The sequence below is a fragment of the Niallia sp. FSL R7-0271 genome, from assembly GCF_038005785.1.
GTDB lineage: Bacteria > Bacillota > Bacilli > Bacillales > Cytobacillaceae > Niallia.
In genome coordinates, this window is record NZ_JBBOTZ010000002.1 from 435,967 (window position 1) to 462,344 (window position 26,378).

Genomic DNA, 26,378 nt, shown 5'->3' on the forward strand with positions numbered 1-26,378 from the left:
ATGTATTCAGAATATGCTCTGTACTAAAGCCCAAAAAATTAAAGATTCCTAAATATTTGTGGAAAATTGGAGGGATGGCTGCTAGGCAATAGTCTTTTTTAGAAATGCAGCCAGCTTATTTGTGCTTCAAGCGGTAAGGTAATCAAGTATTTTAGGGGACACTTTTTCTTATGTGATAACCAGGCAAGCATTTCGTATATATAAGACGTAAGTTAGTGTTCAATAAAAAATCTTAAAAAACTGGTAAAAACCGATGCTATATCCTAAGGATTTTACCAGTTCCAGCTTTTACTTGAAGATAATATGATTGTGGTTCCTAAATGCCTTTACTTAATAAAGTCAGCCATTAATTCCTTGACTATATCTTCGCATGTCTTTACATCCTTAATGAGATCAATAGCGGTATTTACTGAAACAATCCCCGCATCCATTTTCCCTTCTAGCATTCCAGTGCGAATGCCACCGTCTTCACTTATTTTTTTATTCACTAGATCAGAAGGTAACCCATTTTTGTACAAATTCTCGTATTCTTGAGCTGCTTCATTAGGTATGGAACGTTGGTTGGCAGAAACTGAAAGAAGGTCAGTACCTTTTGAATGAATAATTTGTTGCTTTGTTGTATCTGAAGCAGGGCATTCATTGGAAACAATAAAACGAGTACCCACATAAACGCCTACAGCTCCAAGAGCAAAAGCTGCTCTCACACCACGGATATCATTAATTCCACCTGTAGCAATTACGGGTATATCAACTGAATCTACAATAGTTGGAACAATGGAAAATGTTCCAATTGCTTGTTGCGGAATAACACCACCTTCATCATAACCTGTAGCTATAATGATATCAGCGCCTGCTTCTTCGGCAATTCTTGCAGCTTCAGTTGTAGGAGTTAATTCACGATGGATTATTACACCTCCTTGATTCTTGATCTCTTTAAATACTTGACGATTTACATTTCCAACTGTTACAAAATATTTAACACCCTCATCAAAAGCTACATGGAGAGTAGTTCGAACATAAAATCCGTTATCGTCCATTCCTTCTTCAGGTAGGATAATATTTACCGCAAATGGTTTATCCGTTAGTGATTTAATTTTTCGTATTTCATTACGGATTCTTTCCTCCGTGTTAATTTGTCTAGCTCCATCTTTCTTTGGTCCAGCGTTGGGACCTAATACTCCCATTCCTCCTGCATTCGAAACAGCAGCAACCATGTTTGCGTTTGTAATCCAGTTCATGGCAGCTTGCACGATAGGATATTTTATACCGAGTATCTTACATACTCTATTGTTATTCATCATTATCACTCTACTTCCTTTATAAAAATATTTGATCTGTATCAGAGTATAAACTCTATAGTAAGAATAGAGTCAATAATTATTTGTTGAATATGCAAAAAATCATATGAAAAGGATATGGGGAATGACGAGAGTGAAAGGAAACAAATTATTGACTTTCTAAATGGTTGTATTTATATTACAAAAAAGAACAAAATGAAAAGTAGCTATAGAATTAAGTTGATTTGCTTCTAAAGAGGATAGAAAGGGAATTTTAAAATGAACGAACATTTTTCAATCGGGGAAACTGCGAAGCTGAACAATATTTCTATTCAAACATTGCGGTACTATGATAGGCTAGGAATTTTTAAACCGGATTATACTGATCCGAGTAATGGATATAGATACTATCATATTAGTCAATTCTTTTATCTTGATATTATAAAATATTTAAAAAGCATACAAACTCCATTAGAAGAAATTAAACAGATTATCCTAAATACACCGCAAGATATGCGAAACTTTCTACAACAACAAGAGACTGTAATTGAAAATGAGTTTAAAAAATTGCAAGATGCAAAATGCATATTAGAGAAGAAAAAACGTCAACTAAACGAACAGTTAGAAATTTGCGGGAAAGAAAGAGGAAAAGTCTATTACCGTACGATAAAAGAAGAACGGGTTTTAATTATGCCTACAGTTTCACTCACTCCTTATAATGGTCGTCCAGGTCTTTATGTTAGAAAGTTGGCTAACGTATTAGAAGAGAAGGGATGTATCATAGATAATCAGTATGGATATATCTTTCCTTTGAAATCATATAAAGATACTCCCATTAACTATGAGTTTATTTATACATCAGTATCAGAAGAAAGTCTAAATATAGAAGCACCAATGACCCTAGATACAATTACCTCAGGAGATTATGTTTGTATTGCATTTGATAGAACAGAGAATAATAATGAGTACAATCATTATTATCAAATGCTCTATCATTATATTGAATCTAATAAAATTCAAACCGAGGGGAAGGTTTATGAAGTTTCTCTTCCTACAAATTATAGTTCATTAAAAGAAGAGGCATTTCTTATTGAATTGAGAGTGAAAAGAATACATCAGTAAAAAAGGTCCTACTGTATGGTAGGAGCTTTTTTTATTTTTTTGGTGGATGTAATAGAAGGGAAGAGGTGAGATTGCTATACATAACGTATGCTGTATTGGGATACATAAAAATCAGTTGACCCTATTCCTACTATAGGGTTTATGATTTGGTTCGTAGAGCGCTACTAAAAATAGAAAAGACATTTAGGAGGTACTATTTTGAATATACTAGAGAATAATAAAGAAATTGTTAGAAAATTTATTACTGAGGCTTTACCAACTAACGATGTAGATTACGTTCGTCAAGTTGTATCAAAGGATGCTGTTACCCATAGAGCTGGCTTTGCCGCACTTTATGAAGCTACAGGTGATGCAATTCCGAAAAAAGGAAACTTCTTAGAGTGGATGACAGAAGGTTGGGCTGTACTGCACGGTGCATTGAGTGAGCAAAAGGTGGAAATGAACTCCATTGTTGCAGAAGGAAATAAAGTCATTGCACAATTTCATTATTATGTAACTCATAAAGATACATTCGTTGGAATGCCTGCTACTTATAAAAGAATAGAGTGGGATGAGGTGGGTATCTTTGAATTTAATGAAGATGGACAAATAACTGATATGTGGTATATGTGTGAAGAAATCAAATTGGCAATGGAAATAGGCTTTAAGCTAGAAAAATAATAGTTGTCCATAAATATTAGTAACTGTTATTGCTAATCTATTATTTACAAAATGTGTTTGTAGTAAAATTTTATTTTCTGCCAAAAAACCTGCTAAGCAACTCTTGGCAGGTTTTTTGGCAGTGTTACTTTGTTTTTCTATTGTTAAAAACTGTAATATTGGCTTTAGTATTGCAGATTATGTTGTGCTTACTATCTTTAGCTCTAGTGAATATGAATTTCTACCAATCGGTCCCTTGATGTAAAATGAGATAAAGTGAATAATCTGTCTGGGAGTGAAAAAGGAATGCTTATTGAACAATTGGAAAATAAAATAGAATTTACTTCTTCTGAAATACAAATAGCGAATTATATTCTTGAACACGCCTTAGAATCGGTTGAATTAACTGCTGAAGAACTTGGTAAGAGATCGTATACCAGCAAGGCCACTGTTCTTCGGTTTTGTAAAAAGTTAGGAATTTCTAGCTATAATGAATTCCGTCGAAAACTAGAACTTGAAATAGTTGAAAAGGAAAGACTAATTCAAATTCTAGAAAAGGAACCTTTTAATAAAAACAGTTCGGTTAAGGAGATAGTAAATATTGTTCCTTCTGTGTATGACAAATCAATTACTAACACTAAAATGATGTTAAATTATAACTCATTAAATAGAGTTATCAATCAATTAAAAAAAGCAGATAAAATAGATATTTATGGTCAGGGAATAACGTATAGTTGCGCAACAGCTGCTATGTTTAAGTTTCTTTCTATCGGTATTGAGTGTTCAGCACAAACAGGTATTAATGAACATTACATAATGGCTACTAAAAAACATAAAAATAGGGTGGCGATAATTGTATCTTTTACAGGCGGGAATCCTGCCATGATTAAAACTGCAAAATATCTTAAGGGAGTAGGAACCTATATTATTGGAATCGGCGGTGCTGAGTCCGATAACTTGAAAAAGGAATGTAATGAATATATAGAGATAAATTCAAAACAGCTTATCATGAGTATGGAGGTGCTGACACCATTCATTTCCATTACTTACATCTTTGATCTTTTGTTCTCTGCACTTTTAATCTCTGATTTTGACAACAATTTAGAATATGCCTTAGACGTTATTGATTATGAAAAGAGAAAAGAAAAAGATAACTTTTAAAAGTCATTTGATTTAGTCAAATGACTTTTTATTATGGACCAGGAGTGTCAAAGGAGATGTTTTAAATAGAGCTTTTTATGAACTATGGGACCGATATCCATTAAATCTAATGTATTCTGAATTATTTTTCGATATTATCTAACTAATATAAAAGCGCTTTTATAAAGATCTTTCCCAAACTGGTTAACGGGGGTTATTAACAATGAATGATAAGCAACTAGCAGAGGAGATTCTCAGATTTAGCGGTGGTGAAAGTAATATTAAAGGAGTTACTCATTGCGTTACTCGTTTACGTTTATCGGTAAATGACACAAACGTAATTAAAGTGAATGATATACAAATATTGCCTGGTGTGTTGGGTGTCAACATAGTCGGAAATCAACTTCAAGTAATCCTTGGAGGAAAAGTTTATGCAATATATGATGCTTTTCTTCCGCTTGTAAACGCATCAAGTTCTAATGGTGAAGGCAAGGGGGGCAATAAAGAAAGTCTAATTAGTCGGTTTTTAGATACACTTTCTGGTATTTTCACACCTATTATTCCCGCAATTATTGGAGCAGGCTTACTTAAAGGAATAATGATATTTTTAATGTTCTATAATATTGTATCTACTGAAAGTGATATCTATAAATTTTTAAATATTTTTTCAGATTCAGCATTCTATTTTATCCCACTATTATTGGCCTTCAGCACAGCAACAAGATTCAAGTGTAATCCTTATGTTGCTGTCGCGATTGCAGGTATTTTAGTTCATCCTAGCTTAATAACTATGATGAATGAATCTAGTTCACTGAAGTTTATTGGAATTCCTATTACTAATGCAAGTTATGCAAGTAGTGTACTGCCAATAATTTTAGGTGTTTGGCTTATGTCTTATGTAGAAAGATGGTTAACAAATGTTATTCCTAAAATTTTAAAAACAATATTAGTTCCTTTATTGACTGTGCTTATTGTTGCACCAATTATTTTAGCTGTATTAGGTCCGATTGGAACAATAGTTGGAAATTCAATAGGTCAAGGATTTATTGATTTTTACTTAAACTTTGGCATACTTGCTGGGGCTGTATTAGGTGCTGTTTATCCATTCCTTGTTATCTTAGGTATGCATGTCGGGTTTACACCAGTTATGGTTCAATCACTATCAAAGTTTGGTGTGGATTATATGATGGCACTTTTTGTTGCAGCTAATTCTGCTCAAGCAGGAGCAACTTTTGCCGTATACACAAAAACCAAAAATAAAGGATTCAAGGCTTTAGCAGGTACTGCTGCTTTAAATGCATTTATAGGAATTACAGAACCAGCATTATTTGGCGTGACGACCAAGCTGAAGAGACCTTTAATTGCTGTATCAATAGGTGGTGCTTTAGGAGGAGCAATTGCTGGTGCCTTTCATGTTCAAGCATCTGGTATGGGAACAGGTCCTATTGCAGGTATTCCGTTATTTTTAGGTCCAACCTTTATCTATTTTGTAATAAGTAGTCTTGTCTCCTTGGTAGTGGCCTTTATTCTTACATTAGTAATTGGTTTTGATGATATCCCTGAAGAAAATACAACTACAAATACTAAAAAGAGTGAAAATCATAAACGTGCTGTAACAGAAACCGAAGAGAAGCAGAAGATTTTTAGTCCATTATCAGGAAGCGTCATACCACTTGATCAAGTAAATGATAAAGTCTTTTCACAAAAGATGATGGGGGATGGTATTGCGATTCGTCCAAATATCGGAAAAGCAGTTGCACCTTTTGATGGGGTTGTTGAAATGGTGTTTGATACTAAACATGCGATTGGCTTAAAAAGTAATAATGGTTGTGAACTGCTAATACATGTCGGCTTAGATACTGTTGAATTAAAAGGTGAATTCTTTATATCACATGTAACTAATGGTCAAGAGGTTAAAGCCGGTGATTTACTGTTGGAGTTTGATATAGAGCAAATCCAAAAAACTGGCTATGATACTACAACACCAGTGATTATTACAAATAGTAGCGCCTTTGAGTTTGTAACAGGTTCAAACAAAACAGAATCAAATTCAGGTGATGTACTTTTTGAGGTAGTTGCTGCACACTGAAATGTTTATTTACCTTATTGAACAAACATTTACAACTTAGACAAAAAGAAAGAGGGTAAAAAGAAATGGTAAAAGAATTAAAAGCAGGATTCCCTAAGGATTTTCTCTGGGGAGGAGCTTTAGCAGCTAGTCAATGTGAAGGAGCATCATTAGAAGATGGGAAAAAGTGGACAACAGGTGACGCAATGCCGTATGGGGTATTTGGTGATGTTGTCATCCCTCCCCCTGAAAATTATTTAAAAAAGGAAGCTATCGATTTCTATCATCGTTATAAAGAAGATATAACGTTATTTGGCGAAATGGGTTTTAAGATTTTAAGAATCTCGATTTCATGGGCACGGATTTTTCCTAATGGCGATGAAACAGAACCAAATGAGAAGGGTTTAAAATTCTACGATGATCTTATTGATGAACTCCATAAACATGGAATAGAAGTTATGGTTACACTCGTCCACTTTGAAATACCGCTGTATTTAGCAACTGAATATGGCGGTTGGACCAATCGGAAGATGATTGATTTTTATCAGCACTTTGTAGAAACAGTTTATACTCGTTACAAAGATAAGGTAAAGTATTGGCTTACTTTTAATGAAATAAACGTAATCTTAGATGCACCTTTTAACGGGGGAGGAATTCAAGGAAAGTCAGAAGAAATTGATAAATCTATTCTTTATCAAGCTATTCATCACCAGTTTGTAGCAAGTGCTTTAGCTACAAAAATTGGTCATGAAATTAATCCGGAATTTAAAATTGGTTGTATGGTTGCTAACAGTCCATACTATCCTTTAACACCAAATCCAGATGATATACAAGAAGCATTAAATCGTGACCGGGAAACATTATTCTTTGCTGATGTACATGCCCGTGGACAATATCCTGGATATATGAAACGTTATTTTAAGGAAAATAACATCCACATTGAAGTAACTAAAGAAGATGAAGAATTAATGAAGCAGCATACTGTCGACTATATTTCTTTCAGTTACTACATGAGTTACTGTGCGACTGCTGATCCAGAATTAAATATTCAGGAACTTGGAAATGTGAAAAGTACGGTGAAAAATCCATACCTTAAAGCAAGCGACTGGGGATGGCAGATTGATCCGAAAGGCCTAAGATATGCGTTAAATCAATTCTACGATCGCTATCAGCTACCATTATTTATTGTCGAAAATGGTTTAGGTGCAGTTGATGAACTAGTTCCTGATGAGAAAGGAAGTTACACAGTAATTGACGATTACCGTATAAATTACTTGAAAGAGCATCTTCAGCAAGTATCTGAAGCAATTAAAGATGGTGTTGAGCTACTAGGATATACAAGCTGGGGGCCAATAGATATTGTAAGTAATACTGTTTCTGAAATGAAGAAACGATATGGTTTTATTTATGTAGATAAACACAATGATTGCAGCGGGACGCTTGAACGTTACAAGAAGAAAAGTTTTGATTGGTATAAAAATGTAATTGAGTCTAATGGTGAGTCTTTATTTGAAGGTTTAGAAAGGGTGGATAAAAAATGAGTAAAAAAACAATAAGAATTTTATTACCACAATGGCAAGGTGGTAATGACCCGAGATATGCTTTTGGAGCTGAATTATTAGCACATATTGCACCTAAAAGTAAAACAAGCGAGACTTTTGAAGTGGCAGTAGACAAAGACTTCGGAAAAAAATTAGAAGTTGAAAATGGCGTTATTGGAGAGCAAGTATTATTTAAGCAAATGGAAGATACAGCAAGAATTCTAGACGAACAGCAACCTGATAGAGTTATTATTTTCGGAGGTGATTGTTCAATAGATCAAGTTCCTTTTGATTATCTAAATGGAAAATATACAGGGAAGCTGGGGGTATTATGGTTGGATGCGCATCCCGACGTTTCAACACCAAATGATTGGCCAAATGTTCATGCAATGGTATTAGGCAATTTGCTTGGAAAAGGAGCACCACGATTTGCATCGAAAGTAAAAAATCCAATCTCAACAACCCACGTAATGTATGCGGGATTAATAGAGAAGAATCTGGGTGATAAAGAAGAAAAAACAGTAAAAGAGTTGAATTTACAATTTGCTGGTCCAGATGAGTTAAGGGACAGCAGTCAGCTAATTATTGATTGGATCGAAAAGAATCAAATTGAATATTTAGCTGTGCACTTCGATTTAGATGTTTTATCACCGACAGATTTCCGTTCTATTTTACCTGCTGAACCATATTTAGAAAATTTTGAGCCTGCAATCGGCGAGATGACGCTTGCACAAGTAGTTCGAATTTTAAAAGATGTTTCAACAAAAGCAGAAATTGTAGGTCTTGGAATTGCTGAACACTTGCCTTGGGATGCTATTAACCTTAGAAAGGCACTATCTGAAATCTCTATCTTTAATGACTAAGCAACGGAAAAATCGACTAATACATTTAGTCGATTTTTTCGAAAGAAATTTTGATAGCCAGAAGAGGAGCACTATGAAAAAGAATCTTTCTATAAGAATTAGTATGATGCTAGTTGGTAATTTAATGGTTGGATTTGCTATTGCATTATTTCGCATTACTAACCTTGGTACTGATCCATTTACAACGATGAATTTAGGATTAAGTAGTTTTACTAAACTTTCATTTGGTTTTTATACATTACTAGTAAATCTTATTTTAGTTTTGTTCGCCTTACTGTTTGTTAGAAATCAAATTGGTTTAGGGACTATTATCAATATGATTGGTAGTGGTTATATTGCTGATTTCTTTGTATATATGTATATTTACAGTTTTGGTAGTAATTTATCGTTAGCCCTTAAATTGGTAATTTTGGTGTTAGCTGTTTTTGTAATAACTCTAGGATTCTCCATCTACTTAACTTCTGAATTAGGAGTTGCACCTTACGATACGATAGCTCTCATTATTATTAAGCTTAGTAATAACAAAATTCCCTTTGCTGCAGCAAGAGTAATGACAGATTTAACATGTGTCATTGTTGGATTTTCATTTGGAGCAGTTGTAGGGATTAGTACTGTAATTACAGCATTTTTCACAGGTCCGCTAGTACAATTCTTTAAAAAACGTGTATATACAATGTTAATTGAAAAAGAACAGAAACAAGAAGTTGTATAAGGAGGAATAAAGGATGAGTTTTTTTGGTGAATCAGCAAAATTAAAGTACATTGATCTTAGCCACTCTGTTGAAAATGGAACGGTAACATACCCGGGAGATCCTCCAGTATTAATTGAAAATTATCTTAGTAGGGATATGATCTCTAAGCAGAATGGAGGAGGACCAAACTCTGGTGCAGAAATCAATAAAATTACGTTGGTTAGTACTAGTGGGACATATTTAGATGCTCCTTATCATGTTTTCAAGGATGGGAAAAAGATTAAAGATTGCCCATTAGAAAAGCTTGTCAACATCCCTTCCGTAGTAGTCACATTAGCAGACGATAGAAATTATTTTGATGTGAAGGATATTGAAGGTTTAGATTTAAAAGACAAAGCAGTTTTATTTTACAGTGGACACGACAAATTTTTTATGACACCCGAATATGGGGTGAATTCAGCATACTTAACAATTGATTTGGCTAGGGCACTAGTAGAAAATCAAGTAGCGTTTGTAGGTATTGATACCCCTCTTGTAGATGATATTTCTAATCTTTCTGACAATGGTACACCAGTACACTATATTCTTCTAGGTGAAGAAATCCCTATATGTGAAGATATGACAAACTTACAAGCATTACCTAGTGATGGATTTATGATAACCGCAGTGCCTCCCGCTGTAGCCATAGAAAGTTTTCTTGCGAGGGTATTTGCAACTGTAATAGATAAATAAAGAAGATTGGAAAAGACGCTACAGTTAAGGTTGCGATATCATGACAAAATCAAAAATTCGTTCGATAACCAAGAAAAAATACCGTCCATACTCCAGCCGAGAAAAAGTGATGGAACGCAAGAACCTATTAAATAGAGACTTTTCGACCACCACTATCAATGAGAAATGGGTCGCATATATCACCTACATTCACACGGTAAGAGACCGATGGTGTTACCTGGCTTCCGTAATGGATTTACATTTCAAGAAAATTGTAGGTTTTTCGTTTTCTCGTTCCATTACAACCGACTTAGTAATGACTGCTTTAGGAAACGCCTACTCTACTCAAAAGCCAGCTAAAGGTTTACTTCTACACACAGATTTAGGTTCACCATACACTAGCTCAGCATTTATACATTACGTTCAATCTCATGGTATCAGCCAAAAAGGTTGTCCTTATGATAATGCCTGTATCGAGTCCTTTCACGCTATTTTAAAGAAAGAAGAAGTAAATCATGTACAATATTCAAACTACCACACAGCCAAACTAGCGATGTTTCAATTTATTGAAGGTTGGTACAACAGAAAAAGAATACATAGTAGTTTGGATTACAATACTCTCCAGACAGTGGAAGATCAAATGAAACAATCAGCGTAGTACTTAACTTTTTTGTGTCTAAAATATTGACTCAAATCCACTAAGATATAAATTTGCAGGTCATTAAAAGACTTATAGAAACATTATCAGGTCATTAAAAGACTTATAGAAACATTATATAAAAGCAAACGACAGAATCTCGATTAAAAATAGATTAAGAATTATGTCTTAATATTAAAAAAAGATTAAAATTAATGGTAAAAAACTTGAAATTAAATTGTTGGTTTTTTATAATGTATGTAATCATTAATTAATTGGAATAAAAATGGATAATATGGATATTTAAGTAACGTAATGAAAAACCTCTATTAGAACTACACACATAACTTCATAACTAAATAGTTTGACCCGCTCCTAAAAAATATATTATTTCCTAGATATATAAAATATTAAATTAAATTAAATATATACATACCTTAGTACTCAAATGAATGTGCACTTTAATCTATCGATTATATCTTAATTAAAGAATAATTATTGATATAGGGGTTGAAAATATGGGAGTGAAAAGATGGTAAACCTACTAGAAATAAAAAATATTAGTAAATCATTTGAGAATAAGGAGGTCTTAAAAGACATTACATTTAATGTTCTACCTGGCTCAATAGTTGGATTTATTGGTGATAATGGGGCAGGGAAATCAACAACATTTAAAACTATTTTAGGATTAATCACAAAAAATAGTGGTAAAGTCAAAATTTTCGGTGAAGAAAATTTAAATAAAAATAGTAAGTTAAAGGAAGATATAGGAGTGGTGTTTGATGCTATGAATCTACCTGCTCATCTTACAATAAAGCAACTAAATAGAGTTTTTAATAAATTGTTTAAGGGCTGGAATCAACAAGAATTTTTTCGTTTGGTTAAATCTTTCTCTTTACCTATAGATAAAAAAGTGAATAAATTTTCACGAGGAATGTCTATGAAATTATCTGTTGCTGTAGCATTATCTCATAATGCAAAGTTATTAATCCTTGATGAAGCAACCGGAGGTTTAGATCCTTCTTCCCGAGAAACATTGTTAGAAGAGTTAAAACGTTTTGTAAGTGAAAATAATGGAGGAATATTACTTTCTTCTCATATTATGAGTGATGTAGAAAAATTAGCTAGTCACATCATATTTATTAAGGATGGCGAAATCATACTGAACGAAGAGAAAAACAAGGTTTATGAACACTATGCAATTGTAAATGTTGATATGAAACTGTTTGATTTAATCAATAGCAATATAGTGGTTGCAAAAAGGAATAATGGTTCTCAAATGACTGTCCTTGTTTCGAATAAAGACAAATTGCCATCCGAAGTTGTAGCTAAGAATATCTCAATGGAAGAATTGAGTATCTTGTTAACAAGGAGTGAGTTATAAGTGCTCGGTTTACTCTTAACAAACTATTATTTGGTTTATCGCAGTTTCTTTGCATATACAGGATTAGCTATATTGGTCTCTGGGTTAATCTTGTACTTTGGAGATACCTCAATGTATCGTATAACTGCAATGTTAATAATCTTGCTTATGTCAATGCCTGCACTAGAAGTCATTAAATATGAAGGTAAGACTGGTTATGATAAATATGTCTTAACACTACCTGTCACTAGAAAAAATATTGTACAAAGTCATTATTTTTTCTATCTGTTAGTTGTATTTATTGGGTCGTTATTATCATACGGATTCTTTTATGTTTATGGTTTAATTACAGATATAACAATAGATGGTATTTTTAATATAGTTTCATTTGGTATTTATATAGTTCTTTTTGCTGGATCTATAGTTTATCCCCTTCTTTATATATTTGGGTCAGAAAAATCAGATGCTATTGTAATTGGAGGTGGAATTGGCGGTCTTTTTTCGACTTTTGCTTTACAAAGTTTAGTTGGAAATATATTAGAAAAATTACCGACTTATAACCAACAAATAGATTCATCATTTTACGTTTCAATTATATATATAATTTTTGGAATTCTCATTTATTTTCTTTCGTTCTTTATCGCTGTAATTATTTATCAAAAGAAAGACTTTTAATTAAATATAAGATGATTCAAACGAATTAATTATTGAATACCAAAGGAAGAATTTTTTCTAGAAAAGTTGTTGCTTTATGTTATAACGGCATTAATATACATATTAAGATGCCATGTAGTTGTTAGTAATTTACTAACGACTACATGGTATTTTTATGACCAAGCTTCTTTTAAAAGATGAACCCCTAATTGAATTTCTTCACATGTTAGGTTGCTAAAGCCAAGCTTTATAGTGGGCTCATTCATGTGATTTTCTAGCGTATATATGGAGGTAGGATACACTACTACTTCATATAATGAAGCGCGATTGATTAACCATTCTTCAGTACGGTTAAGATGGAGTTTAACGAGCACAAATAATCCAGACTGTTCTCCAATTATCGTTATAGTTTGTTTGAAATGACTCTTTAATTCTGAAACGATATAATTCATTTTTTGCTTATAAACAAGACGCATTCGTTTAAGATGGCGATTCCATTCACCATCTTTCATAAATTTAGCCATTGCAAGCTGATTATGAAGCGAAGCAGGGCTTTCAAAAAGGTAAAATTGCTTTTTATACTGGTTTATTAATGAATCTGGAAGAACCATATAACTTATACGTATTCCAGGAAGAAATGACTTCGAAAAGTTCCCAAAGTAAATGACTCTTGTTGAATCAATGGAAGCTAATGCTGGGAATGGTTGCTGTGTATAACGGAATTCACTATCATAATCATCTTCAATAATATATCCCTGTCTGACACTGGCCCAATTTATAAGCTTTAACCTTTCTTGTATGGACATACTAACGCCTATTGGACTTTGGTGAGATGGTGTTACATAAATCAGTCTTGATTCCTTCTGATTTAGTGTAGAAAAATCTGTACCTGTTTCACAAACAGGTACCGTTTCCAATATAAAATCATGAAACTTCAAAGCTTCTCTAGCACCAACATATCCTGGATCTTCAACAATAAAGCTAGAGAAATTTTCCCTCAGAAGCTTCCCTAAATTAATTAACATAGGCTGAGTGCCACTGCTGATTATGATATTATTTGCATTTGTTTTGAGTCCACGAGATTGAAATAAATAGGCTGCAATTTGTTCACGTAAGCATTCTTCACCAAAAGGGTCTCCATATTGATAACTATGGTGCATAGTTAGAACTTGATTGGTCACTCTTCTCCAAGTTTTCAATGGGAAATGCTGTTGATCTACGGTTCCTGCTCGGAAATCAATGCGGACATTTTTTAATTCTTTTTTTTCATTTTTAGTTGGCATTTTTACACTTTGATATAAAAGCGGATCTAATTCGTTTACAAAATAGCCTTTACGTCCATCACTACGAATATAACCTTCTGCCAAAAGTTGTTCATAGGCATTAAGTGTAGTATTTCTGCTTACCGAAAGGGAGTCTGCAAGTTGACGAATAGATGGCAGCTGTTCGTTAACGGAGATATTTCCATTCTCAATATATAATTTAAACTGTTCGTAAATTTGTTTGTATTTCGGTGCGTCGTCATTAAGAGCAAAAATAGTATTTTTCATTAAATGCCACCCTTGACATGTTTATTTGTTCATAATTGTACCTTTTTTTATGTCAGATTACATTATAGAATTTTTCTGAAGCCATCTATAAAACTTAATATTTCCCAATGATGAAGCAGGTATAAAGAACTTGATTCTAAGTGGCACAAGTGGTGAAGAAAATAAAATATAAGGAGAACTTGAAATGAAAAATCCTTTTCTTGAATTCAGTATTGCGATGGTAACACCGTTTACTTATGACGGTAAGCTTAATTTAGACGGTATACCGCCATTAATTGATTACTATAAAAAGAATAATGTTCCCTCCTTACTGATTAGTGGATCTACAGGAGAGCAACATTCTATGACTATAGAAGAACGTATTACTTTATTTCATAAAGTAAAAGAAGCAGCGAAAAATGAAGTTCTACTTTATGGAGGAGTTGCAGCAGTTCAAACGAAAGATGCGATTTCACTGGCTATTGAAGCAGAAGAAGCTGGTTTAAATGGAATTATGTTAGGTTTCCCTCCATACCTCCGAATTAATCAAGAGGAAGCCTTTCATTATGTAGCAAAGGTTTGTTCCCATACTTCTTTACCAATTATGCTATATAATAACCCTCCAAGAACTGGTTTTAGTTTAAATATAGAAACATTATTTAGATTAGTTAAACAGTTCCCTCAGATTATTGCATTAAAGGAAGCGGGTGATCGAGCTACAGTAAAGGAAGTAAAAGAAAAACTCGGTTCTTCATTTATTGTATTAACTGGATCAGACCAAACTATATTAGAAGATGCTGAACTTGGTTTTAATGGTATTTCTAGTGTGTTAGGAAATGTATTTCCTAACGAAATACATGAGATAGTTAAACAAATAAAGTCTGGTAAGATTAATGTTGCAAAGGAGCTACTCTCTAAACTGTCCCCTTATATGAAGACTATTACAGAGATTGGAGCACTTCGAGCCATTAAGTATATATTAGATAAGCAAAATGTATCTGCAGGTATTTGTCGGGAACCCATTTCTACTTTAAACAAAGAGGAGCAAATAATAATTGATGGTTTTCTTAAATAGTTAAGAAAAGAAGCAGTCGTTGAAGAAGTATAAACAAGTATCATTAAATTTATATTGGGAAATGCGTAGAAACCTTGGTGTGTAAAGGATTAGACGTATTTTTCAATTTCAACTTAAGAAGGATAAACACTTATATTGGAGTTAACACTTTTATAGTTATGTGTAATTTATTTCAATTAATACTAAAAAAAGCACCAGCAAGTATGCTGATGCTTTAATCTATTGAGAACTCTATACATATAAACACGTTCTCTTTCAACCTTTGATGTAATAATAAGCTAAAAAAGTGTCAGTCGAACCTTGTCTGATTGGTGATTATTAATAAAGTTTGCTTTATTCTTGTTCCGTCCGCCACCATAGTGCATCCTCAGGATTCTCAACAACTTCTTTAAATTCAGATTTCGTCGCAACTGTTGGATAAGATCCTTTTAAGGATTTTCCTGTAGTACTCTTAAATAAGAATAGTATTACAAAGAATCCGACAAGGCTTACGATTGTTAAATACCAGGCAGGCGCTAAGTTATTGCCTGTTTGGTGAACAAGCCAGGTGGAAACTAATGGTGTAGTACCTCCAAATATGGAAACAGAGACATTAAATGTTACAGATAGTGTTCGGTAGCGTATATCGGTATAAAACATTGCTGGCAATGAACCGGGCATGGAGCCTTCATATGTTGCAAGCAGTACGCCCAGAATAAGGATACCTAACGAAATAAATAGTAAGCCATTCAGATTCACGAAATAAAAAGCTAGTACAGATAAGAGTGATAGTCCGCCTAAACCAATTAAGAAGACATTTTTATTACCAATGTTATCACTTAACTTACCAAATAGTAATGTAAGTGGCACCATGATGACCATCACAAGTGTAATTAAAATAGTACCGGTCGTGCTTGATAAACCAATTATCTCGTTTAAATAGGAAGGCATGTAGGATAGTAGCATATAATTTGTCACATTAAAGAAGGCTACAGATACGAAACAGACTATTATATCTTTTTTATGATTTCTTAGAATAGAAAAGAAGCCTTCTTCTGTTTGTTCTTCAGCTTCAGTAGAAGAAATTTCATTTTCAAAAATAGGTGATTCCTCTAAGGTTTTTCTCAGGTACATTCCAATAAGTCCTAGCGGTAAACCAAGCAAGAATGGGATTCTCCATCCCCATGTGGCCATCTGTTCATCAGATAATGCGACAAAAAGTATGCTTGCTACGAGGGAAGCCAATATATACCCAGTTAGGGTACCAATTTCTAATCCACTTCCGAGGATGCTGCGCTTATTGTCAGGAGATGATTCAGCAATATAGACCATTGCACCAGCATATTCGCCTCCAGTTGAAAAGCCTTGAATAATTCTTGCGACTAATAACAGGATGGGAGCCCATATACCAATTTGATCATAAGTAGGTAATAAACCGATCAATAAGGTAGAAAAGGCCATTAAAATAATGGTTGTAGTTAAGACGACTTTTCTTCCTGCTTTATCACCAATTTTACCGAAGATAATACCGCCTAATGGACGCATTAAAAAGGCAATGGCGAAAGTCGCGAAAGTAAATATTAATTTTAACTCGTCATTTTGTACTGCACTAAAAAAGTTCTGGCTAATAATAACAGCTAAGTAGGAATATAAACCAAAATCAAACCATTCCATTGCATTTCCAACCCCAGTTGCAAACACACTTTTCTTTGCCGTTTGGATATCTACGATGTTAATCTTCTTCTTGTTAAACTTCATTTTTTCAACTCCGTAGTCTGTGGTTATACAAAGACAACAAATAAGTTAAACGGATGCTACTTATCATGCTGCTTACATGTATCATATTGTGCACAAAAGCATCTGCGGCATACTAAAAGTAAAAGATTCGAGCAGTGCCAAATTCTTCAGGTTAAAATTAATAACAAAAGTAAGTTATTCAAAAAAGGGGAATAGTTGTTCCCTCCACGTATTAAGTCCTTAAGTGTTCACTTTCAATCGTTCTCCTTATAAAACCTTTGATTTTATCGCATACTAATTACCCGAAGGAATCTAATGTTATGTGAAAAAACTTAGTAAGGTGTGCTTATAATGCCATTCAGATAGGGTTAACTATTTTGAGTTTTAAAGTAGCAATAAGAAGAACGATTATATAATTTACATCGGAGAAAATTGATGATATCAAAAGAGGAAAGAAAGTGGAGAAATAATAACCATAATAATCAGGGAGAACAGATATATGTTGCTATTAATACGATGGTTTACACTGGATAGACACAAGGAATTAAATAAATGATTTTGGTTGAACTATTACTTTCTCTTCACCTTTAAATAAGAAGGCTGGCAAACTTCCTACTACTTCTATACCTGTTTTACTAATGGGAATTCCAGTTTCTTTTGGTAAACACCTAACAGAAGATACTAGCCTTAAATTAACTGAATAGCCTTTCTTTATGTGATAAATTCCATAAAGAATAGTATTAAGTAACATAAAAGTCGTTTGAAAACGGAAGTGCTGTTTATTTCATTAAACAGCTGGGTTGTGGAGAATGTAAATAATTGGGGAAGTGGAAGTAGGAAAGCTATGTGTCATTATAGATGAAAGTTTATGATTTTTATGTAATAATTAAACTGTAGAGATGTAAAGTTACATACATAGGGAAGGTGGGGGTCATAATGGCAACAGGAACTCATACTGTAGTAGTTCCAGTAGATGTACAAGCAGTTTGGGATTATGTCAGTGATCTTGAAAAATGGGCAACGACAGTACCAGCCTATAAAGAACATAAAATCATAAATGACAAGCAATCTATTTGGACATTTGAAGGTAGTCTGAAAGGCATTAAAAAAACAATACAAGCACAGGTAGATATTACCGAATGGAATGAACCTTCAAATATTAAATTTGAACTAAAAGGTTTATCAGATAATTTTTCAGGAAGCGGTCTCTTTACTGCAGAAGATATTAATGGTGAAACAATGATGACTTGTACGGTGGAAATCCATGCAGGCGGATTATCTGGTGCAATGTTAACACCAATTATTAAATTGGCAGTTCCGAAAGTAGCATCTCGTTTAACAGAATCTATCGCACGTAAAATAGCAGTATACTCATAGTTTTCAAGATTGAATGTATTATAGATGATACATTCTGTAGTGGCTAATATAATGATATCTTGCTCTGCTAGAAATTTTATAATTAGCGGAAAGGGGGCTGTCCAAAAAGGATGGCCTCTTTTTTTATATTCAGGATTACTTTTCTAATAAAACTAAAGTGGCAGCACTTCTGTAATAAATGAAAAAAATCTTGCTTATGTAACAATCGGTGCAGTTTTGTGTTTAGTAAGCATATGAAAATAATAGGTGCAATAAGACAAAATAAAAGGACTAATTAAGACAATTAGTCCTTAGAAAGCAGGAGTTACACCCATTTGATTAATGAATTTTACAAAGGCCTATTATAGGAGTTAATGATTCTCTACTATTTTCAACCTCGATATCGGCCAAAATAAAATTTTAGAAAGTTCCAGCAATATTATCTTTTGGAATACTCCAATTTGGCGACTATCTTTACTATCTCTTCTATTATCCCCCATAACAACGCAAATCTGAATTGTCCTTAATGCTTTTAAATCTAGATTTTCTTTTTTATTTCATATTTTAAATTTTTGTCGGTCATAAATTTTTCGAAAAGAATTCCTGTTAAATAGTAAAACACGAGGCCAAAACAAATGTGAATAAGTGTAAATTTAGAGCCAAATGAAGTGATTTCATAGACTATAACTGGTAATTTCACTGTTGACCAAGCTCCTAAAAAAAACACTATATAGCGGACACTTGCTCCTTTTTTTAATAATAATACTGCAATTGGAAAGGCAATATAAAGAGGGCCTGCAGCCACCGTTGCTAATATTATAGTAAAGAAGACTCCGTATATCCCTGATTTTTCACCCATATACCGAATAAGTGATTCTTTCTTTACCCATTGATCTAATAATCCCACCAAGATGAATATAGGAGGAAGTAGGAATAACATATCTAAAATACTTTTACTAGTTATCTGAACGGTTTTCAAAGCTATAGAGTGATTTATAAACGCAATTATAAGAAGCCCTAATAATAAGATGAAAAAGAACCGATATTCTTTTAGCTTTGTCATGTCATTACCACCCCAATAATCAATCCGAATAGAAGAGACATTATTATGGCAGAAATATTTCGGGCATAAGCAAATCTTCTTCCGAAAGTTTTTTGTTCCATAGATAAAGTTACAAGTCCTACTGACATCATTGTTGACATTAATACGGCTACTTGTGGAAGCGCGGCACCATTTTGAATTAATGTATGTCCAAGAGGAAAGACAATAAAGCTCGGTACTAAAGCAATAGAGCCGATGATTGTTGAGTAAATGATACCTAGTAAGCCCGAAGTTTCACCAATAATTGATGAGATAAGAGTCGGAGTAAATAACGATAATGCAAGCCCAATAAAAAGCATTATGGCTAATAAATCCGGTAAAACATTGCGAAACATTTTCCATGAACTCAATAAGGCAGCCTTTGTTTTATGTTTGTCTTTTATGAAGGAAATTCCCAAATAAATAGCGGCAATAGTATAAAGAATAATTCCACTAATCATTATTTTAATCGTTCCATTCTTTATATCTTTCTAGGAAAAACGATAAATTTTTAATTTTTTCTTCAATATCTATTTTAAATTCCTCTAATCTCTTTTTACCAACATCAGTGATTTTGTACATCCTTATTGGTTTATCTCTTTCAGATGCATCAAGATAAGACTCTACAGAACCTTCTTCCTCTAATTTTTTTAGTGTGCGATATAAGATCGAACTATCAATGGGATTAATGGGAAGTTCTTCCTCGCATTTTTGTAGGAGTTTCCCTCCATAGTTATCGCCCTCTGTTAAAAACAGCAATAGAAATGCACCTGTATGTCTCCCAGTATGTTTCATAAAGTATAAAACCTCCTTATTTTTTATCAATAATAAAGTACTGTTAATAACAGTATGCTGTAGATAACAGTATTGTGTCAATTTTTTATTGATTATTAAAAACTTTATTTGAAGGAATAAAAAGGGGAATTATGGATTTACCAAGTGTTATAGCGAATTAATAAAATTTTATACCGACTGTTTTAGGATGCATTTCTTTTTTTACTGAGGGGGAAGCATTCCTCTAATATATTACCTACGAAAAACCAAATTTGTGAAGTGATACACTTAAATTGACTGGGGCATTAATGCTTTTATTGGCTATGGTGCTAACATGGCACTATAGCGGAAGAAGGGATATTTACGACTTTAGAAGAATATTGTTTTTTAGATACATATTAAAGGAGTGTATGAGTGTGGAAGATATAATTAATGCAATAAACCACTGGATACAAGCATTACCAAAGAAATACAACTCTATGTCAGATACAGAAATATCAAACCGCCCATTACCAAATAAATGGTCTAAAAAAGAGATATTAGGACATCTTTGTGACTCTGCAATAAATAATATTCAGAGGTTTGTGGATATTCAATATACGGAGCAACCTTATGTCATCCAATCTTATAATCAAGAACAATGGGTTGTAGTTCAGAATTATCAAGAAAGGCCGCTTGATGAAATACTGACTCTTTTTCAAAACCTCAATAAGCAAGTGATAAATATCATTAAGAATATTCCTTCTGAGAAATTAACCTATCTTTGTGATATTGGGAATAGCCAAAAAACATTACAATGGCTTATACAGGACTACCTTAACCATATGGAACATCATATTAACAAACAAATCTTAATTAAGGGAAACGACTAAATCTTAATTCCATTGAACTAACAGGGGAGTTTAGTGAAAGAAGGATGAAGCAAAACAAAACCATCAATGCTAAACTATTGATGGTTTTACTTAATCCTATAAAGCTTGTATCAGGATCTATTATTTCTAATAATCCATTTTCATGATTAGAAAAGCAAAAGTGTATTTTACTTTTGTATATAACTTTTTGACCGAACGAAATATTACTAATATGGTCTAAATTCTTGGCTGTCGACATGATTTATAAAGGGAAGGTGACTAAGAAAAGTCTAATAGGACCCAATCTATTATGTGATGTATTTTAACGGTAACATAGTACTTGCCCATAAGTAAATCTTGTTGTACTTATCAACGGATAAGAATAAAATTAACAAACAGTCTCCATTTAGAATTAATTTTCTATGTTACTATAGGGGCAGTTTTGTTAATAAAAAATTCAACTATAGAAACAAATGGCTAGTAATGAGAATTCAAATATCCATGTCATTCTAAGGTGCTTGAATAACATGGATAAATATTGCTGTGAACTATAATGTTAATGAGCAAATTTGTACCCTTCAAATACTTTTAACCCTTCAACATTTAAAACTTGTTCTACTACTACTGGCTTATTTGGACTTTTTTCAATAACTTCTTTACATGAAATCATGATATTACTACCTGCAATTTTGGCTAGCTGATCATGAGATACACTGTAGACTATTTTGCCTAAATTAGACCATACCATTGCCCCTGTACACATCACACAAGGTTCACAGCTGGTATACAAAGTATATTCGCTAAGATCAAAAATGTTATTTTCAGAGCAAAAAGTACGAATAAGTCCGATTTCAGCATGGTGCGTAGGATCACAATAACTATTAATTTTATTTTCACCAAACATTACTATTTCGTTATTTTTTACTAAGATAGCACCGAATGGTTCATTTCCATCCTCTCTAGCCTTTAAAGCCATTTTAATGGCTATTTCAATAAAATCTTCATCTTTTGTCATAAATAGTCCCTCCTGTCCGATGCTATTATAACGGAAAATTAAACAGTATGAAACTGAGTCATTCCGTTGAACAGTAATGCACAATTCGAGGATGCTGAAAAAAAATAAAGCTTAAGTGGACTAGAGTTAAACATTACGATCGCTACGTAGGTTATTTTCTTATACCTTAGATTATAGAAGGTCATAAAAATCCAATATTTTTCAAACCAAATGAAGGTTAGCTACGTCTATTATATGTGAGAGGGTGATAACAAGATGAATGGACTAAAACAACTGGCGGTGACAGATGAAAGTATGTTGCTTGAGAGAGAGGAAATAATTGATCAATTAATGCAAGAATATAGCGATGATATCCTGCATCTCGTATATACATATGTTAAAAATCGAACGACAGCAGAAGATTTAACACAGGAGATATTTTTAAAATGTTATGAAAAGTTAAATCAGTTTAATCAGCAGGCAACACTAAAAACATGGGTATATCGTATTGCTAGTAATCATTGTAAGGACTACTTAAGAAGCTGGCATTATCGCAAAATAACGCTTAGCGATAAAATTTTGGAGTATATACCTTCGAAATCAAAACAGGTTGAAGAAGAGATTATCGCGAATAGTGAAGGAAACATCTTAACAAATGCTGTCATGAATTTACCTCTAAAGTACAGAGAAGTAGTATTTCTGCATTATTATGAAGAACTATCTTTAGCCGAAATAAGTAAGATTACGACAGTAAATATAAATACAATAAAAACTAGGTTAAAACGTGCAAAAGAATTATTAAAAGACAAGATGATCGAGGAGGTTTAGGAGATGAATGATCCATTTACTAACCTGAAGAGTTCGATGAAAAAATCAATTTTTAAGGATTTTTCTTTTTCCAATGAAAGAAAAAATGCGGTGAAAGAATCCATTCGTATGAGACAATCTCAATCACAATTTCACTCCTGGAAAATAGAAACCATCATAGCTATATTAGAATCGGTTCAGCATGAATCAAAGGATGGCTACAATATTTCTACCCAACTTTTTCAAAAAAGTGAACATACTTTCCAAAAAAATGAAGGGCAGCTTTATTCACTTTTACATCTACTAGAAAATAAAGAAATTCTTCATTCAAAATGGATAAACAAAAAGAAATATTACTCCTTAAATTCCAAAGGGGGAAAATACTTAGCTACCTATAAACAAGATAAATCAAAACAAGAGTTATCCCTTAAACACTTACTAGAGGAGGCGTCCTTATGAGTTCTCCCAAATTTGAAGAATTTTTAAGTAAAGTAACTTCCAAAGTGAAATCTAAGGAAGCCCACAACATGATAAAAAAAGAGCTTATTCATCATCTGCAAGAGTTAAGTCAATCTTACAAAAAGAGAGGGTTTTCTAAAGAGGATGCAGAGGAAAAGGCGATTCAAGAAATGGGAAATCCATTTACTATTGGGGAGAGATTAAATCCCCTACATAAGCCGAAAATGGATTGGGTTCTAATTGTGTTATTTGTTCTTTTTGCTGGTATTAGTTTTCTCCCGTTAGTTGATGGGATTCCTGAATTTTCCCTATCAGGTACCTATTTTATAGGGAGACAGACAATTTGGTACACCCTGGCTATTCTTGTAATCATGGGATTCCTTTTCTTTGATTACCAAAAATTAAAGAACGGATGGATATACTTTTATGCGATAGGCCTATTGATCCATTTATATCTTCATCTTTTTGGAATTATGACCAACGGAGCAAAGAAGTGGGTTTCCCTCCCAGGCCTGACGGTCGATGGAACCATGATGAGCTTATTTTTCTTTTTTCTTGCTTGGGCTGGTATTTTTAACAAAATAAATGAGTTTCGTAGTTGGGAAAAACAAGGTTTACTGTTTGTTTTATTTTGGATTCCCATCTCGCTCTACATGATGGTGCCAGACTTTATGGTTAGTATTATTTACTTCTTCTGCATACTTGGGATGTTTGCTTTCGCTCGAATCCATAAGAAATTAGCTGTAAATCTGATCCTAACAAATCTATTGGCTGTTATTATTTTCATTATTATGTTCTACATGACCTCACGTCAAAGTTATTTGTTAACTAGATTATCTGCTTTTATAAACCCTACTGCCGATTCAAATGGAGCAGGATATATGTATAAGGCGATTAGGAATGTCCTTTCAGAAGCGGGATGGTTCGGTAACGGACTTTCCAACGAGTTGAATTTTCAATTGTTACCAGAATCACATACAGATTTTGCTTTTCCCTTCCTCGTCTATTCTCTTGGCTGGGCTTTCGGATTCGTTCTATGTTTGATTCTACTGATATTTATTTCAAGGATCTCAAAAAATGCGTTTAAAACACAGGACCTCTATGGGAGATTGATCGTAATAGGTGGTGCTACATTGTTTGCGGTTCCTACTACCTGGAACATTTTAATGAGCTTTGGAGTGGTGCCTATAATGGGAATTTCTCTGCCTTTTATTAGTTATGGAGGCAGTGCGATACTCTTTTACGCTGCTGTTTTAGGACTCATTTTAAATGTTTATCGAAGAAAAGATCTTGTAGAACCCACGATTGCAGATGAAAATAAAAGTTAAAGTCGAACATGTAATTGCTTAAAAAGGGCGACAGCTAAAGTAATAGTTGTCGCCCTTCCCTTATTGAACTATTGGAGGCTTTTGTTGAATAAGAGGATCATTCTATATGGCCAAAATTAATCGGTAACTCCCTTTGAATTTTTACTTTATTAGGTTATCCAAATGTTTCATGAAAAAAGTGAAAGTATGACCCGTATTTCAAGATGCTTAATTGTTTCGAGATGCATGCATCTTGAAACAAGAACGAATGATATTTCCATCAAAAGGAGAAAGTAAAATTTCAATATCTAGGTTCTTAAAAAGAAAAGAGAATAAGTTTAAACATACTATAAATAATAAATATATAAATCTACAAGTTTTCGTTAAATATAGATAAACGCTTAATAATCTTCAAAATAAAAATGTCTAAACCCTTGGTATATATGGGATTAGACGTTTTTTTTATTATAACATATTTTCAATCTAAGAAGGATTAACGCTTGTCTTAGGAGTTAACGCTTATTTCCTGCGTTAAACTAAGTATTTAAGAGATTAGGGGATGTTTATTGAGGAGCATTCCTGTAATAAATGAAAACTTAGCTTGTGGAAGAAACATGGCAGGTTAGCGCAATAACAATGGAATTAGTTTTTTAAGGGATTGCATTAGCAATCCCTTAGGTTTTTTATTGAGTTCAAATTCCTTAATAAATTCGTCTTATTTACAAATATTACTAATCGTAATATGATGATAGTTAAATAGTTATTTATACCTCCATTAAATGAAAAAGGTTAGGAGTAATAAAACTCATGAAAATACTTGGCACAATTCTTTTTAGCTTTTTCGTAGCGTTTTTAGTCTCAAAAATTCCTTATGTAGCTGAAGTTTTACGATATGAAATCCATGGTATGTTAACTGTAGCTATTTTTGTTATTCTAATTTTTATTTACAAAGAATTATTAAGCTTAAAAAAGAATAAATAAATTTACATAAACATGGTAGTACTCCTATATTATATTAAAAATAGATTATGGAAGAAACGCATGTGAGCGCAATAACTTTAATCTATTTCAATGAGACCTAATTAATAAAGAAATGTATAGAAATAAATTAGAAAAAATGTATGTGCAATATGCTTAGAGAATAACTATATCCAACTAGAAAGGAGAGAAGTTATCTTGATGGATTATGCTAAACCTATACTTAAAAAGGTTAATGAATAAGGTGAATTCATTAAAGCCAGCATCTATGTAATGGTTGGATTTTTATTAATATTAGTAGGTTATGGTGTTGGACGTTTAATTGGAATGATTGCATTTTAAGTAATAGATATATTTAGGAGGAAAAAAATGAGCTGGATTGTTAGAAAAGGACATTGGTTTTTGTTATTAGTTGTCTGTTTTTCTTTAATTAAAGATTTGACAACATCTACACATATATCTGTGAAAATCCTTTCTATCCTTTGTTTATTTGCAGCTTTATTTGTTGTATTAACTATAGAAAAGGGTAGAAAAAGGATAAATTAGCTTATGGTAGAAACATGGCAGTATAGTGAAATAGTAGAAATTTATAGGAACTAAACTGTAAGTAATACGTATATGTAAAATAATGTGATTTTTTTCCGGAGGTCATAGTTGCCTTTTTTTATCTAATGTAGGAAATTATAGTAAAGGAGTTGATAATATTTATGGAACTTTTAATTAAAGGTCTTTATGGCATTGGGG

At 33.0% G+C, this 26,378-nt stretch carries 27 protein-coding genes and 1 pseudogene; 19 read left to right on the top strand and 9 right to left on the bottom strand.

All coding sequences use genetic code 11. The features are described from left to right. Nucleotides 1–326 precede the first annotated feature (326 nt). The gene (locus tag MKX82_RS22180) at nucleotides 327–1,301 is read right to left on the bottom strand and encodes an NAD(P)H-dependent flavin oxidoreductase (RefSeq protein WP_341080109.1); all 975 of its coding nucleotides are present in this window, start codon (nucleotides 1,299–1,301) and stop codon (nucleotides 327–329) included. A gap of 255 nt (nucleotides 1,302–1,556) precedes the next feature. On the opposite strand from MKX82_RS22180, the gene MKX82_RS22185 reads away from it, so the two are divergent. The 11 genes and pseudogenes from MKX82_RS22185 to MKX82_RS22235 all read left to right on the top strand — a co-directional run bounded on the left by MKX82_RS22185 (nucleotide 1,557) and on the right by MKX82_RS22235 (nucleotide 12,728). Further along, on the top strand, nucleotides 1,557–2,399 hold the full coding sequence (locus tag MKX82_RS22185; RefSeq protein WP_341080111.1) for a MerR family transcriptional regulator: 843 nt from the start codon (nucleotides 1,557–1,559) through the stop codon (nucleotides 2,397–2,399). Between the two features lie 198 nt (nucleotides 2,400–2,597). After that, nucleotides 2,598–3,059, top strand: coding sequence for an ester cyclase (locus MKX82_RS22190; RefSeq protein ID WP_237943546.1), 462 nt, complete (start codon nucleotides 2,598–2,600; stop codon nucleotides 3,057–3,059). A 285-nt stretch (nucleotides 3,060–3,344) separates the two neighbouring features. Next, on the top strand, nucleotides 3,345–4,199 hold the full coding sequence (locus MKX82_RS22195; RefSeq protein WP_233317964.1) for a MurR/RpiR family transcriptional regulator: 855 nt from the start codon (nucleotides 3,345–3,347) through the stop codon (nucleotides 4,197–4,199). Between the two features lie 202 nt (nucleotides 4,200–4,401). Further along, nucleotides 4,402–6,267 (top strand): beta-glucoside-specific PTS transporter subunit IIABC, encoded by a 1,866-nt coding sequence (locus tag MKX82_RS22200; RefSeq protein WP_233317961.1) that lies wholly within the window; start codon nucleotides 4,402–4,404, stop codon nucleotides 6,265–6,267. 65 nt (nucleotides 6,268–6,332) lie between these two features. Then, entirely contained in the window at nucleotides 6,333–7,787 is a 1,455-nt protein-coding gene (locus MKX82_RS22205; RefSeq protein WP_341080124.1) for a glycoside hydrolase family 1 protein, read from the top strand. Further along, the gene (locus MKX82_RS22210; protein WP_233317956.1) at nucleotides 7,784–8,650 is read left to right on the top strand and encodes an arginase family protein; all 867 of its coding nucleotides are present in this window, start codon (nucleotides 7,784–7,786) and stop codon (nucleotides 8,648–8,650) included. Before MKX82_RS22205 ends, MKX82_RS22210 begins: the two co-directional genes overlap by 4 nt. Nucleotides 8,651–8,723: 73 nt before the next feature. Then, nucleotides 8,724–9,362 carry a YczE/YyaS/YitT family protein gene (locus MKX82_RS22215; protein WP_341080125.1) on the top strand — a complete coding sequence of 213 codons (639 nt, stop codon included), beginning with the start codon at nucleotides 8,724–8,726 and terminating at the stop codon, nucleotides 9,360–9,362. 13 nt (nucleotides 9,363–9,375) lie between these two features. After that, nucleotides 9,376–10,074: a cyclase family protein gene (locus MKX82_RS22220; protein WP_341080126.1), complete on the top strand. Its 699-nt coding sequence runs from the start codon at nucleotides 9,376–9,378 to the stop codon at nucleotides 10,072–10,074. Nucleotides 10,075–10,111: 37 nt separating this feature from the next. Then, a pseudogene (locus MKX82_RS22225) lies at nucleotides 10,112–10,711 on the top strand (IS3 family transposase); the annotation flags it as partial. Between the two features lie 511 nt (nucleotides 10,712–11,222). Beyond that, nucleotides 11,223–12,074, top strand: coding sequence for an ABC transporter ATP-binding protein (locus MKX82_RS22230; RefSeq protein WP_341080127.1), 852 nt, complete (start codon nucleotides 11,223–11,225; stop codon nucleotides 12,072–12,074). Further along, nucleotides 12,075–12,728 carry an ABC-2 transporter permease gene (locus MKX82_RS22235; RefSeq protein ID WP_341080128.1) on the top strand — a complete coding sequence of 218 codons (654 nt, stop codon included), beginning with the start codon at nucleotides 12,075–12,077 and terminating at the stop codon, nucleotides 12,726–12,728. It begins immediately after the preceding gene. Between the two features lie 152 nt (nucleotides 12,729–12,880). Here MKX82_RS22235 and pdxR read toward each other — a convergent pair whose 3' ends face one another. Beyond that, the gene (gene pdxR, locus MKX82_RS22240) at nucleotides 12,881–14,257 is read right to left on the bottom strand and encodes a MocR-like pyridoxine biosynthesis transcription factor PdxR (protein WP_341080129.1); all 1,377 of its coding nucleotides are present in this window, start codon (nucleotides 14,255–14,257) and stop codon (nucleotides 12,881–12,883) included. 184 nt (nucleotides 14,258–14,441) lie between these two features. Here pdxR and MKX82_RS22245 point away from each other — a divergent pair, with 184 nt between their 5' ends. Beyond that, a complete protein-coding gene (locus tag MKX82_RS22245; protein ID WP_341080131.1) occupies nucleotides 14,442–15,311 on the top strand; it encodes a dihydrodipicolinate synthase family protein in 870 nt (289 codons plus the stop codon). Between the two features lie 333 nt (nucleotides 15,312–15,644). Here MKX82_RS22245 and MKX82_RS22250 read toward each other — a convergent pair whose 3' ends face one another. Continuing rightward, nucleotides 15,645–17,048 (bottom strand): MFS transporter, encoded by a 1,404-nt coding sequence (locus tag MKX82_RS22250; RefSeq protein ID WP_341080133.1) that lies wholly within the window; start codon nucleotides 17,046–17,048, stop codon nucleotides 15,645–15,647. Between the two features lie 523 nt (nucleotides 17,049–17,571). Beyond that, nucleotides 17,572–17,778, bottom strand: a complete 207-nt coding sequence (locus MKX82_RS22255) for a hypothetical protein (protein ID WP_341080134.1) — start codon at nucleotides 17,776–17,778, stop codon at nucleotides 17,572–17,574. 185 nt (nucleotides 17,779–17,963) lie between these two features. Between MKX82_RS22255 and MKX82_RS22260 the strand changes: the two genes are divergently transcribed. Beyond that, nucleotides 17,964–18,404 (top strand): CoxG family protein, encoded by a 441-nt coding sequence (locus tag MKX82_RS22260; RefSeq protein ID WP_237943566.1) that lies wholly within the window; start codon nucleotides 17,964–17,966, stop codon nucleotides 18,402–18,404. Between the two features lie 350 nt (nucleotides 18,405–18,754). Here MKX82_RS22260 and MKX82_RS22265 read toward each other — a convergent pair whose 3' ends face one another. The 4 genes from MKX82_RS22265 to MKX82_RS22280 are packed head-to-tail and all read right to left on the bottom strand — an operon-like array spanning nucleotide 18,755 to nucleotide 20,259. After that, complete coding sequence (locus MKX82_RS22265) at nucleotides 18,755–18,883, bottom strand: hypothetical protein (protein ID WP_325169594.1); 129 nt, start codon at nucleotides 18,881–18,883, stop codon at nucleotides 18,755–18,757. Between the two features lie 38 nt (nucleotides 18,884–18,921). Next, the gene (locus tag MKX82_RS22270; RefSeq protein ID WP_233317929.1) at nucleotides 18,922–19,446 is read right to left on the bottom strand and encodes a permease; all 525 of its coding nucleotides are present in this window, start codon (nucleotides 19,444–19,446) and stop codon (nucleotides 18,922–18,924) included. Then, nucleotides 19,443–19,925 carry a hypothetical protein gene (locus MKX82_RS22275; protein WP_341080163.1) on the bottom strand — a complete coding sequence of 161 codons (483 nt, stop codon included), beginning with the start codon at nucleotides 19,923–19,925 and terminating at the stop codon, nucleotides 19,443–19,445. Before MKX82_RS22275 ends, MKX82_RS22270 begins: the two co-directional genes overlap by 4 nt. A gap of 4 nt (nucleotides 19,926–19,929) precedes the next feature. Beyond that, nucleotides 19,930–20,259 carry a PadR family transcriptional regulator gene (locus MKX82_RS22280; protein WP_237943567.1) on the bottom strand — a complete coding sequence of 110 codons (330 nt, stop codon included), beginning with the start codon at nucleotides 20,257–20,259 and terminating at the stop codon, nucleotides 19,930–19,932. A gap of 395 nt (nucleotides 20,260–20,654) precedes the next feature. Here MKX82_RS22280 and MKX82_RS22285 point away from each other — a divergent pair, with 395 nt between their 5' ends. Next, nucleotides 20,655–21,110: a DinB family protein gene (locus tag MKX82_RS22285; protein WP_237943570.1), complete on the top strand. Its 456-nt coding sequence runs from the start codon at nucleotides 20,655–20,657 to the stop codon at nucleotides 21,108–21,110. A 535-nt stretch (nucleotides 21,111–21,645) separates the two neighbouring features. Here the strand turns inward: MKX82_RS22285 and MKX82_RS22290 are convergent. After that, on the bottom strand, nucleotides 21,646–22,104 hold the full coding sequence (locus MKX82_RS22290) for a nucleoside deaminase (RefSeq protein WP_233317920.1): 459 nt from the start codon (nucleotides 22,102–22,104) through the stop codon (nucleotides 21,646–21,648). Nucleotides 22,105–22,359: 255 nt separating this feature from the next. On the opposite strand from MKX82_RS22290, the gene MKX82_RS22295 reads away from it, so the two are divergent. The 5 genes from MKX82_RS22295 (at nucleotide 22,360) to MKX82_RS22315 (ending at nucleotide 26,180) form a co-directional block, all read left to right on the top strand. Further along, on the top strand, nucleotides 22,360–22,911 hold the full coding sequence (locus tag MKX82_RS22295) for a sigma-70 family RNA polymerase sigma factor (protein WP_341080175.1): 552 nt from the start codon (nucleotides 22,360–22,362) through the stop codon (nucleotides 22,909–22,911). 3 nt (nucleotides 22,912–22,914) lie between these two features. Then, nucleotides 22,915–23,349 (top strand): PadR family transcriptional regulator, encoded by a 435-nt coding sequence (locus tag MKX82_RS22300; RefSeq protein WP_341080177.1) that lies wholly within the window; start codon nucleotides 22,915–22,917, stop codon nucleotides 23,347–23,349. Next, nucleotides 23,346–24,677 (top strand): FtsW/RodA/SpoVE family cell cycle protein, encoded by a 1,332-nt coding sequence (locus tag MKX82_RS22305; RefSeq protein ID WP_341080180.1) that lies wholly within the window; start codon nucleotides 23,346–23,348, stop codon nucleotides 24,675–24,677. The genes MKX82_RS22300 and MKX82_RS22305 overlap by 4 nt, the downstream gene beginning before the upstream one ends. 786 nt (nucleotides 24,678–25,463) lie before the next feature. After that, entirely contained in the window at nucleotides 25,464–25,637 is a 174-nt protein-coding gene (locus MKX82_RS22310; protein ID WP_341080182.1) for a hypothetical protein, read from the top strand. Nucleotides 25,638–26,003: 366 nt separating this feature from the next. After that, the gene (locus tag MKX82_RS22315; RefSeq protein ID WP_341080184.1) at nucleotides 26,004–26,180 is read left to right on the top strand and encodes a hypothetical protein; all 177 of its coding nucleotides are present in this window, start codon (nucleotides 26,004–26,006) and stop codon (nucleotides 26,178–26,180) included. Nucleotides 26,181–26,378 lie beyond the last annotated feature (198 nt).

What these genes read in the sequence shown, in the direction of transcription:
- MKX82_RS22180 (WP_341080109.1), bottom strand. Translation starts at nt 1,301, where the DNA reads ATGATGAATAACAATAGAGTATGTAAGATACTCGGTATAAAATATCCT.
- MKX82_RS22185 (WP_341080111.1), top strand. Translation starts at nt 1,557, where the DNA reads ATGAACGAACATTTTTCAATCGGGGAAACTGCGAAGCTGAACAATATT.
- MKX82_RS22195 (WP_233317964.1), top strand. Translation starts at nt 3,345, where the DNA reads ATGCTTATTGAACAATTGGAAAATAAAATAGAATTTACTTCTTCTGAA.
- MKX82_RS22200 (WP_233317961.1), top strand. Translation starts at nt 4,402, where the DNA reads ATGAATGATAAGCAACTAGCAGAGGAGATTCTCAGATTTAGCGGTGGT.
- MKX82_RS22205 (WP_341080124.1), top strand. Translation starts at nt 6,333, where the DNA reads ATGGTAAAAGAATTAAAAGCAGGATTCCCTAAGGATTTTCTCTGGGGA.
- MKX82_RS22210 (WP_233317956.1), top strand. Translation starts at nt 7,784, where the DNA reads ATGAGTAAAAAAACAATAAGAATTTTATTACCACAATGGCAAGGTGGT.
- MKX82_RS22215 (WP_341080125.1), top strand. Translation starts at nt 8,724, where the DNA reads ATGAAAAAGAATCTTTCTATAAGAATTAGTATGATGCTAGTTGGTAAT.
- MKX82_RS22220 (WP_341080126.1), top strand. Translation starts at nt 9,376, where the DNA reads ATGAGTTTTTTTGGTGAATCAGCAAAATTAAAGTACATTGATCTTAGC.
- MKX82_RS22230 (WP_341080127.1), top strand. Translation starts at nt 11,223, where the DNA reads ATGGTAAACCTACTAGAAATAAAAAATATTAGTAAATCATTTGAGAAT.
- pdxR (WP_341080129.1), bottom strand. Translation starts at nt 14,257, where the DNA reads ATGAAAAATACTATTTTTGCTCTTAATGACGACGCACCGAAATACAAA.
- MKX82_RS22245 (WP_341080131.1), top strand. Translation starts at nt 14,442, where the DNA reads ATGAAAAATCCTTTTCTTGAATTCAGTATTGCGATGGTAACACCGTTT.
- MKX82_RS22250 (WP_341080133.1), bottom strand. Translation starts at nt 17,048, where the DNA reads ATGAAGTTTAACAAGAAGAAGATTAACATCGTAGATATCCAAACGGCA.
- MKX82_RS22255 (WP_341080134.1), bottom strand. Translation starts at nt 17,778, where the DNA reads ATGTTACTTAATACTATTCTTTATGGAATTTATCACATAAAGAAAGGC.
- MKX82_RS22260 (WP_237943566.1), top strand. Translation starts at nt 17,964, where the DNA reads ATGGCAACAGGAACTCATACTGTAGTAGTTCCAGTAGATGTACAAGCA.
- MKX82_RS22265 (WP_325169594.1), bottom strand. Translation starts at nt 18,883, where the DNA reads ATGGGGGATAATAGAAGAGATAGTAAAGATAGTCGCCAAATTGGAGTA.
- MKX82_RS22270 (WP_233317929.1), bottom strand. Translation starts at nt 19,446, where the DNA reads ATGACAAAGCTAAAAGAATATCGGTTCTTTTTCATCTTATTATTAGGG.
- MKX82_RS22275 (WP_341080163.1), bottom strand. Translation starts at nt 19,925, where the DNA reads ATGATTAGTGGAATTATTCTTTATACTATTGCCGCTATTTATTTGGGA.
- MKX82_RS22280 (WP_237943567.1), bottom strand. Translation starts at nt 20,259, where the DNA reads ATGAAACATACTGGGAGACATACAGGTGCATTTCTATTGCTGTTTTTA.
- MKX82_RS22290 (WP_233317920.1), bottom strand. Translation starts at nt 22,104, where the DNA reads ATGACAAAAGATGAAGATTTTATTGAAATAGCCATTAAAATGGCTTTA.
- MKX82_RS22295 (WP_341080175.1), top strand. Translation starts at nt 22,360, where the DNA reads ATGAATGGACTAAAACAACTGGCGGTGACAGATGAAAGTATGTTGCTT.
- MKX82_RS22300 (WP_341080177.1), top strand. Translation starts at nt 22,915, where the DNA reads ATGAATGATCCATTTACTAACCTGAAGAGTTCGATGAAAAAATCAATT.
- MKX82_RS22305 (WP_341080180.1), top strand. Translation starts at nt 23,346, where the DNA reads ATGAGTTCTCCCAAATTTGAAGAATTTTTAAGTAAAGTAACTTCCAAA.
- MKX82_RS22310 (WP_341080182.1), top strand. Translation starts at nt 25,464, where the DNA reads ATGAAAATACTTGGCACAATTCTTTTTAGCTTTTTCGTAGCGTTTTTA.
- MKX82_RS22315 (WP_341080184.1), top strand. Translation starts at nt 26,004, where the DNA reads ATGAGCTGGATTGTTAGAAAAGGACATTGGTTTTTGTTATTAGTTGTC.